Below are 17,251 nucleotides of genomic sequence, written 5' to 3'. Positions count from 1 at the left end.
GCCCCTCCTCCTGTCTCGGGGATGGAGGGGCGTGATTGTTTTCTTCCGACCCATCCTTACTCTCAAATGCGCCAGGCTCCCTCGTTCTTCATTGTGTTCGCCGTTCTTCTCGTCCCGCTGTGTTTCGGGCTGGTGTCGTGCACCGACGCCACGTCGGGGACTGCCTCTCATTCCCACAGCCATGCCACGGGCCACTCGCACTCCGAGTTGCCCTCAGCGACCCCCAGTGCCTACCCGGATCGGATCGTCTTGAGCTGGGCCCAGAACCCGGCCTCCACCCTCAGCGTGACCTGGCGTACCGACACCACGGTCACCGGCGCGAAGGCCCAGATTGCCCCGGCCCGCGCCGAGCCCTCCTTCTACACCGAGGCCCGCACAGTCCCCGCCCAGACCACCCCGCTCCCTGCCGACCAGGTGGATCAGGCCAACGTGCCGGCCAAGTATCACTCCGTCACCTTCGAGGGGCTAGAAGCCGACTCCCTCTACGCCTACCGCGTCGGCGACGGCACCCGCTGGAGCGAGTGGATCCACGCCGAGACGGCCGCCGACGGGTCGGATCCCTTCTCCTTCATCTACCTTGGGGACGCGCAGAACAACGTGCGCTCCCACTGGTCGCGCCTGGTCCGGCAGGCCTACGCGGATGCCTCCGGCGTGAGCTTCATGCTCCACGCCGGAGACCTCGTCAACAACGCCCACCGCAACGTCGAGTGGGGCCACTGGAACGAGGGGGGCGGCTTTATCCAGGGCATGATCCCCAACATCGCCGTGCCGGGCAACCACGAGTACGAGGGCTACGAGCACTGGACGGCGCGGGACACCTTCGACGTGGAGGTAGAGGCCTCTGGGCAAGAGATGACGGGGACCATCGTGGAGCCGGACGGCAACCCCGAGCCGCTGGAGGCCACCAGTGAGGCCACCTCGTCGTCCAGCGATGCGTCCTTGGTCGGCACCTGGGCCTACAACGTCGACAACGGGGAGTACGTGGGCACCCTCACGATTGAGAAGGGCTCGCCCGACTACACCGCCACCCTGGTCGGCGAGGACGGTACTGAATACCCGATCCGGGACGTGTCGGTGGACGGCACCACGCTCACCGGCGCGTTCCTGATGGAGGTGGAGAAGGAGAGCACGGAGAAGCTGTCCGTCCACTGGCGCCCGCAGTTTACACTGCCGCAGAACGGGCCGGGGGGCCTCAAGGAGACGGTCTACTACCTGGACCACCAGGGCATGCGCATCCTCGGCCTCAACTCGGAGGCCGCCCGCAACGACGAGGACGTCCGCGCCACGCAGACCGAGTGGCTGAGGTCGACGCTCAAGGATGCCCGGCAGGACGACGAGATCCGCTGGGTCGTTGCCACCTTCCACCACCCGATGTTTTCGTCCGGCGAGGGACGCACCAACGAAGCCCTCCGGACAGAATGGCGGCCGATCTTCGACGAGCACAACGTCGACCTCGTGATGCAGGGCCACGACCACACCTACGCCCGAGGCCAGGCGGAAAACCTGACGCAGGGTGTGAGCGCGCGCTCCCCCGAGGGTGGGACCGTCTACGTCAACTCCGTGAGCGGGGCGAAGATGTACGAGATCAAGCCGGACCGCTGGGAGCGGTTCGAGGGAATCGAGATGGAGCGCGGCGCCGAGAATACGCAGCTCTACCAAGTCGTCCACATCAGTCGGGACACTTTGGCGTTTCGGTCCTACACCGCCACGGGGGAACCGTACGACGCGTTCGACCTCGTGAAGCGGCCCAGCGAGCCCAACGAGATGATCGAACGCGACGTGGCCGACATGCCGGAGCGCACCCACGAGAACACGATCGAGTACGCACGGCCCTGATTGGGGGCCTGATGTCTGTTCCCCACGCGGCCTCACGGATGATTCCCGGAGACGACCACACTGGGTCCCGACCCGAGGAGCACTGCCCCGAATTGCACCGAAAACGTACGCCCGGGGCGTGCCTCGCCGCCGTGTTGATTGGGGGCGTCCGGGTCCATTGGTCGAGCACCGACCAGAAACCGGAAAGGCACCTCGTGACTGGGACAACAGAGAATCGGGGCCCGGCTGCCCCAACTCCGTCGCTGTCCGTGGGGGGAGCCTCATCAGCAAGCCAACTCCCAAAACGAAGGCTACCTCCCGAGAGGGGCGGTCAGGGCTGTTGTTAAACTTTCCGTGAACCAATATGTTGGGGATGCACCGGTGCTTCTTCCGACTCCAGGTGAGTCCCCATGACCGATTTCTCATCTCCGAGTTTAGGGCAGAACGGGGAGGCCCCCATCTTCGAAGACACTGTGGAGGGAGAGACAGACGAGGCTCTCCGTCAGTACGACATTCGTGGGGCCCGGGCGGAAGAGGCGTTTGGCCGGATGATGCGGCTGGCCGCTGACCTGTTGGATGTTGAGACGGCGTTTGTGGCTTTTCTGAACAGCGACCGGCGGTGGCTCAGGGACCGTACCGGCTTTGGCCGCGCCGAGGGCCGTGCCGTGGCGTCGTGGTGCACCCGCGCACTCGAAACGGATGGCCTCTTCGTGGTGGAGGACGCCGCAAATGAGGCGGGACCGGGCGCACTGCCCCAGGAGAGCGAATTGGGCTTTTACGCCGGGATGCCGATTCGAACGCCGGAGGGGACGACGATCGGCATTTTTTCCGTCGTGGATCGCGAGCCGCGGTCGCTCTCCGAGACGCAGAAGCGTCAACTGGACGATCTGCGGCAGATGATCAGTGAGAAGCTGGGGCGCCGTCGCCGCGCCCACCAGCACGAGCGTCTTGCCCTGGAGCGGCAAGAAATGTCCCGCCGATTCGAGGCAATCCTGCAGGACCCGAGCATGATGGTGGGGGTGCTCGGAACCGACGGGACACTGCTGGAGGCCAACGAGACGTCGCTCCGCTACGTTGAGGCCGAAAAAGACGAGGTCATCGGGCAGCTGTTCTGGGAAACCCCCTGGTGGGACGAGGAGGACCGGGACGACGTGCGCGAGTGGGTGGAACGAGCCGCCGAGGGAGAGTACGTAGAGTACGAAGCAGGGTCGACAGACGGGGAGGGGCGGGCCTACTGGGTGGAAGGGACGATTCGACCCATGACTGGGGAGGGGCAAACCGCCAAAGAACAGGTCGAAGCGCTGGTCGTCTCGTCCCGCGACGTAACCGAGCGAGAGCAAGGCCGACAGACGCTTGAACGTTATCGGGAGTACACCGACCGACTGCTCGATGACATCGACGACCTCTTCTTTGCGCTCGACGAAGAGGCTCAGCCCCAGCGGTGGAATCAGCGCGCCGCCGAGGTGACCGGCTACTCGGACGAAGAGATTGCAGAGATGAGTGCCCTCGACTTTGTGCCCGAGGACGACCAGGAGCGATTGGCACGCACGATTTCGGAAGTGTTCGCGGCCGGCAGTGCGCAGGTTGAAGTCCCGCTTCTGCGCCGGGACGGGACGACCGTCGTCTACGAGTTTGTCGGCAACTCGATCGAGCACCCGGAGGGGGGGCGTCAGGTGGTGGGCATTGGCCGCGATGTCAGTGACCGAAAAGAACGGGAGCGTCGGCTCCAGCAAACCGAGGCCCTGTTTCAGAACGCACAGGATGCGCTTTTTCTTCTCGATGTCCAGCGGACAGAGGAAGAAATTGGGGTTGCGTACCGGCGTGTGAACCCCGCCTACGAGCAACAGCTTGGACGCACCGCAGAAGAGGTGCGGGGACGTTCGCCCCAATCGGTCATCGGGGAACAATCCGGGCAGTTCATGGAGGCCCGGTGTCGGGTGTGCGCCCGGCAGTCCAAATCCCTCGAGTACGAGGAAGAGATTGACCTAGACGGAGGAACGACCTACTGGCTTACACGAATTGCACCGGTGCGCGTGGACGGGGAGGTCCAACAAATTGTCGGCCACGCGACAGACATCACCGAGCGGAAGCGCCGCAAGGAGGAACTGGAGCGCCAGAACGACCTGTTCGAGCGGGCCCAAGAGATTGCCAATGTTGGAGCGTGGGAGTACGACGCGAAGACGGGCGACTTCCGGGGCACCCGTCAGACCTCCCGCATCCACGACCACCCGGTGGAGGACGAGCTTACGGCCGAAGAGGCCTTCGCACAGTATTACCCCGAGGACCAGAACGCCCTCGAGGAGGCCGTCACCCGGGCCGTGGAGGAGGGGGAGCCGTACGACCTTGAGCTGCGCCTGCGGACCGATGAGGGCACGGAGCGGTGGGTGCGTGATCGGGGGGAACCGCAGCGAGACGGAGGGGAGGTGGTCTGCGTCCGGGGAACGATCCGCGACATCACCGAGCGAAAGGAGCGGGAGCATCGCCTCCAACAGACCGAGACGCTGTTCCAAAACGCGCAGGAGCCCCTCTTCCTACTCGACGTTCAGGGGGACGGCGGCGAGTTTCGTATTGAGCGCGTCAACCCGGCCTACGAGGAGAAGTTTGGGCGCGTTGCGGAAAGTGTGACCGGGCGATCTCCCCGTGAGATCTTCGGAGAGAAGTTCGGGGGGTTTATGGAGGCGAAGTGTGAGACGTGCGTGCGTCGGGGCGAGGCCCTGCAATACGAGGAGAAAATTCCCCTCGAAGGAAACATCACCTACTGGAGGACCCGGATTGCGCCGGTGATGATGGAGGGAGACGTGCAGCAGCTCGTCGGCCACGCGACCGATGTGACCGAGCAGAAGCGACGCGAACGGGTCCTTCGCGAACGGCAGGACAAGATCGAGGCACTGTACGAGACGGCCGATCGCCTCATCCGGGCGTCCAGCGAGGAGGCCGTGGGGCAGGTGCTCGTTCGCCTCATCCGGACGGCCCTTGGCTACCAGGCCGTATCGGTGCGCTTCGTGGAGGACGGGGACCTGGTGGTGGGCCACGTGTCCGAGACGAACTTCGAGTTTGTGCCCGAGCGTCCGGCGTTCCGTGTGGACGGCCGGAGCCCCGTCGCCGAGGCGTATCGGTCCGGCGAGACGCTTTTGATTGAGGACGTGGGGGTGAGGCGCGAGGACGAAGCCCCCCAGAATTCCCGCCCCAGCCACTACGGCAACCTCCAATCCGGGGTCGTGGTGCCGATGGGGCGGCACGGCACCCTCACGGTTGCCTCCCAGGAGCCCGAGGCAATCGGGTCGTTCGACCGACACATGGTAGAAGTGCTTGGAAGCTACGCGGCGGTGGTTCTCGACGAGCTCGAGCAGGAGAAGGCCCTCCGTGCGCGTCGAGATAAGATTGAGGCCCTCTACGAAGCCACCCGCCGTCTCCTCCCCGCCGAAGATCGGAAGGAGGTGTCTGCCCGCATTCACGAGCTGCTTGGGAATATTTTCGACTACGCTCTCCGCAGCACGGGATTCGTGGACGGGAAGAGCATCGTCCCGGATCAGACCACGGCTGAGTATGCGCTGGGGGTGCCTTCGCCCGAGCGTCGGTCGAAGGGCGGAGGGAGCCTCTCGGCGCGGGCCCTACGTGCCGGCGATACGGTTGTGGCGGAGGACGTGAGGGCCCTCGACAACGACGTTGAGTACGGAAAGCTTCGCACTGCCGCTGCGGTTCCCATCGGACAACGGGGCGTCGTGGTCATCGGGAGGACGAAGGTCGAGGCCTTCGATCCGTTCAATCTTCGCCTGATTGAGGTGCTGTCCGGGTACGCCTCCCTCGTCCTTAATCGTCTGGAGCGGGAGGCGGACCTCCGTGACGCGAAGGAGGAGGCCGAGGAGGCGAGCCGCATGAAGTCGGCCCTGCTCGCAAACATGAGCCATGAGATCCGGACCCCCTTGACTTCGATCATCGGGTTTGCCGAGGTGGCCGGCACGGAGGCCACCGAGATTGACCTGCCGATGGGCAGCCCGCTGCCCGACTGTGCCGACCGGATTGAACAAAGCGGGAAGCGTCTGCTCGGCACACTCGAGCGGGTGCTGAACCTTTCAAAGTTGGAGTCGGGGCAGTTAGAGCTCGACGCCGAACCGGTTGCGCTGGCCACCGAGGCCCGGCGGGCCGTGGAGGAACTTGCTCCGAAGGCCCGAGAGAAAGACATTGACCTGCGGGTGGAGGCGAGAAGCGCTCGGGCGGAGGCCGACGAGGGAGGGGTGCAAATTATAATGCGGAACCTGCTCTCCAACGCGATCAAATACACGAAGGATGGCGGAACCGTTTGGGTACGGACCGATCGGGGAGAAGAGGGGGTCCGGCTGGAGGTGGAAGACACCGGCATCGGAATGGACCCGGAGGTGGCCGAGGTCCTCTTCGACCCGTTTCGACAGGCGTCCGAGGGGTTCAGCCGTCGATATGAGGGCACGGGGGTGGGGCTGGCGGTGACGAAAAAGACGACCGAAGAGATGAACGGAACGATTGAGGTGGATACCGAGAAGGGGGAGGGGAGCCGATTTACCGTCCGATTGCCAGCGACCACCCGGGGAGGATAAGGTGCGCACTGCACCGGGAAACGGGGCGGCCGGCCCGTCCGTCTCCCAGGCCGTTGCGGCCATGGGCAATCGCTCGGGAGGGGACGCGCTTCGACCGGGCTCGCAATGAAAGGCGCGCCCGATTCGGCAAAGGGACCGGAGCCCCGGCCACTGGGCCCAGGGCTTCGGCCGCTGACGTAATCGGCCGCTGACGTAAAAAGGGGCCGGCGTTGTGTCTACCGGTCTGCTCCGACGGCCAAGAAGCGACGCGGAACGACGGCCGCTACCAGAAGACGACGAGCATGACTGCCGTCAGGCCGAGCACCGTGGCCGCGTGGATCCGGTAGTTTTTGTACCAGGTCATCGCCGGGCCCGTCTCGAATGCACGATGTGCCCAGGTGAGGCCGTCGGTCTTTGCCTCGGCGGGAGCGTCGCCCAGGGCAAGCGAGGTGACCACGAGGAGCCCAACGCAGAGGGCTGTGAGGAGGCCGGCGATGATCGTGAAGTGCAGGTCGATGACCCCTATTTGGCTCAGGACGAAGGCGGTGAGCGAAAGCGCGTGGCCCCCAACCAGGGTGGCAAACGCCCCGTTCGCATTCGTGCGTGGCCAGAATACGCCGAGCAAAAAGACGGCCACGACGGGCGGGACCAGGTACGACAAGACAGACTGGATGTAGCTCCAGAGGCCCGGGAAGTAGCGGATCATGGGGGCCCAGGCCGCCGCCACGAGCATAAGCACGAGGGTAGTGACACGCCCGATGCGCCCCGTTTCTTCGGGCGACACGTCCTCGCGGCCGGGCTTGATGAAGTCGATTGTGACCAGGGTGGAGGCCGAGTTGAGCGTGGAGTCGATGGTGGACATGATGGCGGCGATGAGGCCGGCCATCACGATCCCCACAACGCCCACCGGGAGCAGGTCCGTCACGAGCGTGGGAAAGACCTGGTCGGGGTTGCCAAGGTCGGGATACAGCTGCAGCGCGAACGCTCCGGGCAGCACCATGATGAAGAGCGGCAGCAGCTTCAGAATCCCTCCGAGCATGGCCCCCCACCGGGCATGATTCAGGTCGCGCCCACCCAGGATGCGCTGCACGATGTACTGGTTGAGGCCCCAGTAGTAGAAGCCGAGAATGGGCACCCCCACGAGCGTGCCGAGCCAGGGCAGGCCCTCCGCGTCCATCGGCCGCATGAGCGACAGGTGGTTTTCCGGCAACTGCGCCGTGGCGTTTGCCCACGAGAAGTTGAACTCGGCGAACGTGATGCCGGCGATGAACGTGGAGCCGATCAGCAGGATGATGGCCTGCAGGATGTCGGTGTAGACGACCGCGGCGAGGCCGCCCGCCGCCGTGTACACACCCGCGACGAGGGCGAGGCCGAGGGCTGTGGGCACGAACGGCAACTCCGGGAAGAAGGTGCGCAGTACGACGGTCCCCGCGTACACCCCCCCTGCCGCGTCGATAATGACGCTCGTAAAGATCGTAAGCCCCGAGAAGTATTTCCGGGAGCGGACGTCAAACCGCTTCTCCAGGTATTCCGGAATGGTGGTAAGGCCCGACCGGATGAAGAAAGGCACGAAAAAGACAGCGATAAACACGAGCACCACGCCGGCCATCCACTCGTAGTTCGACACCGCGATGCCCGTGCGGTAGGCATCCCCCGCGAGTCCGATCATCGTGGTGCTCGAAATGTTCGACGCGAAGAGCGAAAACCCGATGGTGCCCCATGCGAGCGTGCGCCCGGCCAAAAAGAGGTCCTCCCCGCTCTCCACGCGCTGGGCCACGACGTACCCGATGATCGCAACAAGGGCGAAATACCCGACGATGATGGCCAGGTCCAGAGTTGCAAGCGGAAAGTCGGGGGACATGGGACGGGATGAGAGTCGGGAAACTCAGAGGAGGCGTCTGGGGGGGCACTACACGCTGCGGCAGGGGCGATCCGTCACCCGCCGAGGAAACTCCCATGCGGTTGTGCTGCCGATGTAAGCGGTTTCGAAAAAGTAGCAAGGGCGACGAAGGGACGCAAGACGAAAAAAGAACGGCGTCCTCCTTGCCTCCACAGCACACGCCCCGATGCAGGCAGTGCCACACCACACGACAAAACTTCTGAGCAGAGGTCATCCTGGGCGGAGCGACGTCGAAGGAGCTCTCTGGTGTCAGCGGAGAGAAGACCCGGGACAACGTGCCTTTTTCTGCAGATTCCGCGCTCTTCAAGGAGACTCTTCCGTCGCAGGGTCATCCTCTGGAAATCTCGTTGGACCGGGCGGAAACCGCCCGTAGAGGCCGGTTTTGTCAGTGTACTGAGAGATTCACTCCAGGAGCACTCGGGCACTGCGCTCCCAGTACCTCGACTTCGCTTCGTCCCTCAGGAGCATGCGGTCGCCCTTGCTCCCAGCGTTCCGCTCGGAATGACAGCTTTTAGAAATTGCTTTGCCCGCCCGCCTAGAAAACCGCAAATCGGAGACGGCCCACACGCGGCTCGCAAAACTGTAGAAGCGCTTCGACTTGACATTGCATTATGAAAGTATTACGGTGTAAGCGCTTACGAAATCAAACCTTGCACCATGTTCCGTCCAGTTCATCCGTGTCGACAACCATTTACGACATCGCGGAGCGTGCGGACGTGTCGACGGCGACGGTGTCTCGGGTCTTCAACGACGAATCCGGGGTCAGTGAAGACACGCGGCAGCATGTACTCGACGCCGCGACGGCCCTAAACTACCGGCCCCATGCTTCGGCACAGAACCTGGCGCGACAGCACACGAACCAGATTGCGGTCGTGGCGCCGGTCGTGGCAAACTACTTCTACATGCACGTGATGCGGGGCATCCAGCACGCCCTCGCGGACCGGGACATGGATCTCACGATTCATGCGCCCGCGAACCCTCAGGACCGCATTCATGAGCAGCCCGATCCGGAGTCCCTCAACACGTACATGGCTCGGGCGCTCCAGCCTGGACGAAACGACGGTATTTTTTTGCTCTCGATGCCGCTGACGGGCGAATGGGCCGATCGCCTGGCGGAGACCAACCGGGCGGTCGTTCTCGCGGATGGCGACCATCCACAGTTCGAGTCGTTCGTCGTGGACAGCCAAGAGGGAGGATACAAGGCGACGCAGCACCTGATCGACCTGGGGCACGAGCGCATCGGGCACATCACCGTAGAGTACGACCCGCCTCCGGCCCGTGCCCGACGAAAAGGCTACGAACAGGCACTGCGGGACGACGGCCGGACGGTGCGGGACGACCTGATCGCTGCGAGCAACGAACGGCCATTCGCGTTTTCCGAAAAGGGCGGCTACCGGGCCATGAAGACCCTTCTTGAGCGCGATCCCCGGCCGGACGCGGTGTTCGCCGCGTCGGACATGCAGGCACTGGGGGCCATGGAAGCCGTTCGGAAACAGGGCCTCCGCGTGCCGGAGGACCTCGCGATCGTCGGGTTCGACGATCTTGAGCTGAGCCGGTGTGCCGGGCTCACGACGCTCCGCCAGCCCGCCCGCACGATGGGCGCCCGGGCGGCCCGAACGCTCCTGCGACGCATCGACGATACGGACGCGGGACCGGTGTCGAGCACCGTGTTCTCCCCGGAACTCGTCGTGCGGCGGACGTGCGGCGGCCATCCCGAACAGGAAGCCGCATCGGCCGGCTTCACGTGGAGAGAGGCGTGAGGAACGATGCCCCCCAGGACACTGGCTTTTTTGTTTCAATGTAAGCGCTTTCGTGTAAGCGCTTACTTCCAGGGACCGACGAGGCGGCTGTCCCCCTGATCCGATCCTGAATCACCGACCCAACATCCGACTTATGAAATGCCGACACTCGATCCTGACGCTCGCGGTCTTGGGCCTGGCCCTCTGTGTGGGGACGGCCCATGCGCAGGAGCAACAGATTCGTGGCACTGTCACATCGGCGGACGACAACTCGCCACTGCCGGGCGCGAATGTGTCTGTGCCGGGCAGCACCGTCGGGACGGCCACGGGGCCCCAGGGGCAGTACAGCCTGGCGGTGCCCGTTGACACGGACTCGCTGCGCTTCTCATTTGTCGGGTTTCAGTCACGGGCCGTCGCCATCGCGGGGCGCACGACGGTTGACGTGGCCCTGGCCCCGGCCGCCCAGCAGATCGACGAGCTGGTGGTCGTCGGGTATGGACAGCAGGAGCAGGGCGACGTGACGGGCGTCGTGAATAAGGTCAGTAGTGAGGACTTCAACAAAGTGCCCACGGTCAGCGCGGACCGACTCTTACAGGGGAAGGTTGCTGGTCTGAACATCAAGTCCAACTCGGGACGGCCGGGCGGACAGACGTTTATTCGGATTCGGGGAGGCACCTCCATAAACGCCAGTAACCGGCCCCTCTTCGTGATCGACGGTGTTCCGCTGAATGACACTCCACACAGCCCTGGTGGCCTTTCGGAAGGGCGAAACCCCCTCAATTTTCTGAACCCGAATGAAATACAGGACATCACGGTTCTGAAGGACGCATCCGCCGCGGCCATCTACGGAGCCCGTGGGGCAAATGGGGTGGTCCTGATCACGACCAAACAGGGGGACGGTGAGCAGACCCGAATCTCCTACAGTGGATCGGTATCGTCCACCAATACAACGGGAACCCGAAACGTTCTAGGCGCCCGGCAATACCGCGAGGTCATCAGTGAGCAGTTTCCGAATCTGACGGGCGATCTTGGGGACGCCAATACAAACTGGCAGGACGAGATCTTCGAGCGAGCACTCGGTCAGCAGCACTCTTTGAGTTTTTCGGGAGGGTCTGAACAAGGGGATCGATACCGAATCGCGCTCGGGTACCAGAACGAGGAAGGCGTGTTGAGGACGTCTGAGACCCAGCGGGTAAACGCCTCCGTGAAGTACAATCGCCCGTTTCTCGACGACCGGCTCGACCTCGACATCAACGTTCGGGGATCGAGAACGGACGATCAGTACGCGCCGAGCGTCATTGAGACGGCCGCCGTTTTTGCCCCCACGCAGCCGGTGGTTTCCGAACGCAACGAGCAGACGGGGTACTTTGAGTGGAGGGAATTCTCAAACGAAGCAGAGAACAACCCCGTCGCGACACTCGATCTGCAGGACGAAACGGGGGATACGTACCGGAGCGTCGGAAACTTCAAGTTTACCTACGACCCGGCGTTCGTGGACGGAATCAGTGCCGACGTGAATCTGGGCTACGACGTATCGACGGGAGAGCGGCAGCGGTTCATTCCGACCAACGAGCGAGGGCAGGTCGAAGCCGCGAATCCGGGCCAGGTGGACCGGGCGAACTTTACCCGGTTCACGCGACTGCTGGACGCGACGCTCAATTACCAAAACGAGTTTGAGGGTCTCAGCAGTCAGGTAGACGTCACGGCAGGGTATTCGTATCAGGACGACCTGAACAAATTTCCGGAGATCTCGGCGTCTGGTTTGTCCTCGAATCTGCTCGGAGAGAACAGCACGCTCCCTGCCTCTGAGGTGAATACCTTCGTTAGTGAGACCCCCAGCCGCCTGATCTCCGGCTTCGGTCGCGTCAATTACACGCTGGCCAACAAGTACGTGCTTACGGCCACGGTCCGACGAGACGGATCGTCCCGGTTTAGCCCTGAAAACCGGTGGGGGACCTTTCCCTCCGCGGCCGTCGCCTGGCGCGTTCACAATGAGGACTTCATGGAGCCGTTCTCCGAAACGCTCACGAGCCTCAAAATTCGAGGGTCCTGGGGCATTACCGGAAACCAGGAGATCGGCGACTTCCAGTATTCGCGTCTCTTCGAGCTAAGCAATCAACGAGCGCGGGTCCAGTTTGGCGATGAGTTCCTCACGACCATCCGTCCAAGCGCCGTGGATCAGAACCTGAAGTGGGAGGAGACGACCTCCTACAACATTGGGGCCGACTACGGGCTCTTCGAGGGGCGCATTACGGGGTCGGTCGAGTATTACAGAAAGGAGACCAACGACCTGCTGTTCTCGAGCATCGTCCCGGCCGGCGCCAACCTGTCGGATCAGGTGCTGACGAACGTAGGATCCGTCCGGAATACAGGAATTGAGTTCAGCGTAGACGCCGCCGTCTACGAAACCGAGGACTTCTCCTACAACGCGCGGTTCAACGCCTCCACGAACGACAACGAACTCACGAAGCTCACGAACTTCAGCTCCGGGGTTCGGACCGGAGGAATCAGTGGAGGGGTTGGGAACCAGGTCCAAATCCTCCAAGAGGGAGAGCCGGTCAATTCCTTCTACGTATTCCGTCACAAGACGGATGAGAATGGCGACCCCCTGACTGACAACGTGGACCACAACGGGGACGGAGAGGTCAACTTGGCGGACATGTACAAGGACACGAGCGGGGACGGCGAGGTCACGTCCGAAGACCGCACGGCCTACAAGAGCCCCCAGCCCGACTGGACGTTTGGGCATACCTCCCAGGTGCGGTACGATGGCTTTGATGTGAGCTTCTCTCTCCGGGCTCAGCTCGGAAACCACGTGTACAACAACATTGCGTCCAACCTAGGGACGTACAATCGTGCGGACGAATTCGCGCCTTCGAACCTCCACGAGTCGGTGTTGGAGACGAATTTCGATCAGCCCCAGTATTTTTCCGACCACTACGTGGAGGATGCCTCTTTCCTGAAGATGGACAACATCACGCTGGGGTATAGCTTCGACCGGATTCCTGGCGTCGATCGGCTCCGTCTATACGGAAGTGTGAGCAATGTCTTCGTGCTGAGCGGCTACAGCGGTCCGGAGCCCGAAATTGGAGAGACGAGTGGGGTCGGGATTGACAACGATGTCTTCCCCCGGACACGGACCGTCACGGGAGGCCTGGATGTCCAGTTTTAGTCTCTCCGCAGAACTGAAATCCTCCGTACGAAATGCCCAAAACCGATCAAACTATGTCTATCAAGCGAGCGCTTCGAGCCGTTTTGTTCATGGTCCTGGCCGTTGGGCTGATCGGATGTGATGCCGGGGTGGAGCCGCAAAGCTCCGCCTCTCCAGAGACGGCCTTCCAAGATGAATCTTCGTACCGGGCCTTCCTCGGGAAGCTGTACGGGGGATTGGTCCTGACGGGACAGGACGGTCCGGCGGGCAATCCGGACCTTGAGCTCATCGATGAGGGGTTTTCCCAGTACGTTCGGGCGTACTGGCAACTCCAAGAGCTCCCGACGGACGAAGCGGTCCTCGCTTGGGGCGACGAGGGAATCCAACCCCTCAATGAACAACAGTGGACCCCGGACAATCCCTTCGTCGAGGCCATGTACAACCGCATCTTCTTCCAGGCCTCGATGGTCAACGAGTTTCTCCGGCAGACGACGGAGGCAAAGCTGAACGAACGGGGAGTGGCGGAAGACATGCGGCAGCGTATACAGCAATTCCGGGCCGAGGCACGGTTCCTGCGCGCGCTTAGTTACTGGCACGGGGTGGACCTATTTGGCGGAATGCCCATCGTGACGGAGGAGGACGAGATTGGGCTTCAGTCCCCGACGTCGAACACGCGAGAAGAGGTGTTCAACTTTGTCGAACAGGAGCTCCTGGACATTGAGGCTCGGCTGCCCGCGCCCGGCAGCGCGGAGTACGGCCGAGCGGATCAGGCGGCGGTATGGATGGTGCTGTCCAAGCTGTACCTCAACGCCGAAGTATACGTTGGAGAGGCCCGCTACGAGGACGTGGTCACGTACACCGACAAAATTATCGGCTCCGGCTACGAGCTTGCGGATGAGTACATGCACAACTTTAAGGCCGACAACCATACGTCGCCGGAAATCATCTTCGCTGTGCCGCAGGACGGAGAACAAACACGCACGTTCGGGGGCACGACCTTCCTCGGTCATGCCGCCATTGGCGGAGGAACCATGAGTGCTGGGACATACGGCTTCGGCGGTGGGTGGTGGGGGCTTCGCACGACGTCGAATGTCGTGGGACGCTACCCGACGGACTCGACGGACGTGGACGCCCGGGCCATCTTCTTCACGCAGGGCCAATCCAAGGAGATTGGCAGTCTCACAGAATTCACGGACGGATACGCCCTGCCGAAATACCAAAACATCACTACGGAGGGGGAGACGGGGGCGAACAGTACCTTCCCGGACACAGACTACCCGATGTTTCGGCTCGCGGACGCGTACTTGATGTATGCCGAGGCCGTGGCCCGCGGGGCCGGAAATGGGAGCATGAGCAAGGCAGTGGGCCTCGTGAACGACCTTCGTGAGCGGGCCTACGGGGATCAGAGCGGAACCATTACCTCCGGTGAGCTCACGCCCGAATTCGTCTTGGATGAACGAAGCCGCGAACTGATCTGGGAGGGACACCGCCGTTCCGACCTAATTCGGTCCAACCAGTTCACGGAGAACGGAACGTGGGCGGGCAAAGGAGGCGACATTGACGGAACCACCACGCCGGGCTTCCGCGACCTGTATCCCATTCCAGAATCTCAACTCCAGGTCAACGACAACCTGGAGCAGAATCCAGGATATGATGGGAGCTGATGGGTGGCTCACTGTCGTAGAGAGGGAAGCATTCCATCGGTCTTGAAACTACGTGATGGAGGCGAGTCGGCCCGGTGTCGGCTCGCCTCCATTTGTTTTTGAGGCCTCCTCCAGATCGTCGATCCGGAACGCGTCGATGGCGTTCAGGCCGTCGATGGGTAGCCGTTCACAATCCCGGCCCGATGCCCGAGTCCTACAGCAAAGTCTGCATTCGCCCGACCGCCGATTCAGGGCCGGCCGGCTCTTTAGCGCCCGAGCGTGGCGTCAGAGGACGGCGTCGAAGATTCGCTGCATGTCGGTGCGCATCGAGGCGGGGAGGGACAGCGTGGCGTCGCCCACGTGGAGGTGTACCCCATCCTGCTCGGCCGCCGTGAGGAACGTCTTCTGCGACAGGTACACCCGGGTGGGCCCCACCTCGTCCTCTCCGGGGCGGCTGATGTCTTCGATGGGAAGCGTCTCGTCTCCCAAGGAAAGCCCGACGGAGTCCGCCCGGCGGATGCCGATGAGCGTGAGGGCCCAGCGGGTGCCGCCGGGACTGTCGATCCCGACGGCGCGGGCCGATACGTCGTCGTTCAGAACGTGAGGCGTGATGGTAAGGGTCATCTCCTCCCCGGGATTTGAGCCCTCGATCGTTTCGATGTTCGAAGACTGTGCGGCGGCCGTGGGGGCGAAAAGGGCGACCACCCCGGCAACGAGAAGAGTGAGCAGACGGTGTCGCATGACGGGGACTGGCGTTGAGGACAAAAACGTAGAGGGAAGCACACAGGTCGAACATGATTCCTTTTCATGGTACCCTGTTCGCCTCCATGCGATCCGCGGGGCCACGAACGCCCCGGGACCCGGAGTGTATGCCCCAGGCCGGGCTGTGCGATGCTCTCCACGACAAGCATGAGGGCTCAGGGGACGCGTGATTCTACGTGACCGACGACCGGAGGAGAGAGCGAGCCGAAGGGGCCCTTTCCAGGACGTCCCGTGTGGTCGTGGCCGCTTCGTCTCCGTGGCACCAAGACAAAAGCGACACCGCAGGACCGAGAGAAGGGTTGTTTTACGTAAATGATGCTAGACGAAAAAGAGGGAGGAGGCGTTTTCCGTTTCCTGCACACAGCCGCCTTCTGAATTTTTGGGGCGCTCCCGCCGCGGCCGAGTGGCTGTTCGATCAGTCGCCCGCTCGGATCGTGACATGGGGGGAGGCGTTCCGGGGCCGATCCGCCCGCCCTGCCGATGGGCATCGACTGGGGGTACTCTCGGACGTAGACCTGGGACGCGAGGCCGGTACTGCGAGGGCTGTGGGGAGGGTGCGTGGTTCGCCTTTCGTGTTCTGTACCGTGGATCGCGAGACGCCTGTACGCAATACGTCCCACGCAACACGAATCGCCCGCTCTCTCTCGCTCCCCTTGGCGGGTGAGCAGAGCTCCACTGAATCTCTCCGCCCCATTTCTGCCTCGATGAACGCCAACGACCGCTCCATTATCGCACTCGTAACGACGGGCCACGGGCTGGTCCACACCTACGAGCTGTCGATCCCGATCTTCATGACCGTGTGGCTCGCAGAGTTGGGGATGGCGGAGGCAACCCTGGGGGCCATCGTGGGAAGCGGGTATTTTCTCTTCGGGGCCGGGGCGCTGCCAGGCGGTATTCTTGTGGACCGCTTCGGGGCGCGGCGGCTCATTGCCGGAGGGCTCGTGGGGATGGGGGGCGCGTTCGTGCTGTTGGGCCTTCTGCCAGGGGTGTGGGGGCTCGGGACGGCGCTGCTGGCATGGGGGGCGGCGGCCAGCGTGTATCACCCCGCGGGGCTTGCGCTCATCAGCACGGGCGTGCGACGGCGGGGACGGGCCCTGGCCTACCACGGGATCGCGGGCAACGTGGGCATCGCGGGGGGGCCGCTCGTCACGGCCCTCCTGCTGCTCGCGCTCGACTGGGCGACGGTGGCGATGCTGCTCGGCCTGCCCGCCCTCGTCGCGGCGGTTGCGGCGTGGCGGGCCTCCGTCGACGAGACCGCGGCTGTCGGAACGCACGGCGCCACGGGGAAGGACGCGTCGTCGCCTTCCTCCGAGAAGGAGGGGCTCGCTGCGCTGGGGGCGGAAACCCGGCACCTCTTCGCATCGGGGTTTGCGGGGGTCTTCGTGCTCGTGGCTCTCTCAGGGCTCTACTACCGCGGCGTGCTGACCTTCCTGCCGGACCTGCTTACGCCGCTGGTAACGGTCGACCTGCCCATCGACGTGTCGACGGGCCGGTACGTTTACGCTGGGCTGCTGGCGGTGGGCATCGCGGGGCAGTATGTAGGGGGGCGCCTCTCCGACCAGGACGGCACGGAGCGGGTCCTTGCCGGCGCGCTGGTCGCACTGGCCGGGCTGGCCGCCGTCTTTTTGCCGGTGGCGGAACGGGGGACCGGTGCGCTGCTCGTGGTGAGCGCCGGCCTCGGCTTCGTCCTT

Annotated in this window: 8 protein-coding genes; 6 read left to right on the top strand and 2 right to left on the bottom strand. The window is 63.4% G+C overall.

Annotated features, from left to right (window positions below):
• Positions 1-66: 66 nt before the first annotated feature.
• Both B7R93_RS04970 and B7R93_RS04965 read left to right on the top strand, forming a co-directional pair.
• Positions 67-1,836, top strand: coding sequence for a fibronectin type III domain-containing protein (locus B7R93_RS04970; RefSeq protein ID WP_103019709.1), 1,770 nt, complete (start codon positions 67-69; stop codon positions 1,834-1,836).
• Positions 1,837-2,225: 389 nt separating this feature from the next.
• Complete coding sequence (locus B7R93_RS04965; RefSeq protein ID WP_103019708.1) at positions 2,226-6,386, top strand: PAS domain S-box protein; 4,161 nt, start codon at positions 2,226-2,228, stop codon at positions 6,384-6,386.
• A 262-nt stretch (positions 6,387-6,648) separates the two neighbouring features.
• Here the strand turns inward: B7R93_RS04965 and B7R93_RS04960 are convergent, their stop codons facing one another.
• Positions 6,649-8,226, bottom strand: a complete 1,578-nt coding sequence (locus B7R93_RS04960; RefSeq protein ID WP_232798036.1) for a sodium:solute symporter — start codon at positions 8,224-8,226, stop codon at positions 6,649-6,651.
• Positions 8,227-8,942: 716 nt separating this feature from the next.
• On the opposite strand from B7R93_RS04960, the gene B7R93_RS04955 reads away from it, so the two are divergent.
• The 3 genes from B7R93_RS04955 (at position 8,943) to B7R93_RS04945 (ending at position 14,819) form a co-directional block, all read left to right on the top strand.
• Positions 8,943-10,025 carry a LacI family DNA-binding transcriptional regulator gene (locus B7R93_RS04955; RefSeq protein ID WP_103019707.1) on the top strand — a complete coding sequence of 361 codons (1,083 nt, stop codon included), beginning with the start codon at positions 8,943-8,945 and terminating at the stop codon, positions 10,023-10,025.
• 133 nt (positions 10,026-10,158) lie between these two features.
• A complete protein-coding gene (locus tag B7R93_RS04950; RefSeq protein ID WP_232798035.1) occupies positions 10,159-13,176 on the top strand; it encodes a SusC/RagA family TonB-linked outer membrane protein in 3,018 nt (1,005 codons plus the stop codon).
• Between the two features lie 53 nt (positions 13,177-13,229).
• Positions 13,230-14,819 (top strand): RagB/SusD family nutrient uptake outer membrane protein, encoded by a 1,590-nt coding sequence (locus tag B7R93_RS04945; RefSeq protein WP_232798033.1) that lies wholly within the window; start codon positions 13,230-13,232, stop codon positions 14,817-14,819.
• Positions 14,820-15,083: 264 nt separating this feature from the next.
• Here the strand turns inward: B7R93_RS04945 and B7R93_RS04940 are convergent, their stop codons facing one another.
• Positions 15,084-15,539, bottom strand: coding sequence for a hypothetical protein (locus B7R93_RS04940; protein ID WP_103019705.1), 456 nt, complete (start codon positions 15,537-15,539; stop codon positions 15,084-15,086).
• A 725-nt stretch (positions 15,540-16,264) separates the two neighbouring features.
• On the opposite strand from B7R93_RS04940, the gene B7R93_RS04935 reads away from it, so the two are divergent.
• The coding region (locus tag B7R93_RS04935) for an MFS transporter (RefSeq protein ID WP_232798031.1) at positions 16,265-17,251 on the top strand (987 nt) is incomplete at its 3' end.

The organism is Salinibacter altiplanensis, from assembly GCF_002894645.1.
GTDB classification, from domain to species: domain Bacteria; phylum Bacteroidota; class Rhodothermia; order Rhodothermales; family Salinibacteraceae; genus Salinibacter; species Salinibacter altiplanensis.
Note: the sequence above shows the minus strand (reverse complement) of the source record. Positions and strands in the feature narration are given on the sequence as shown.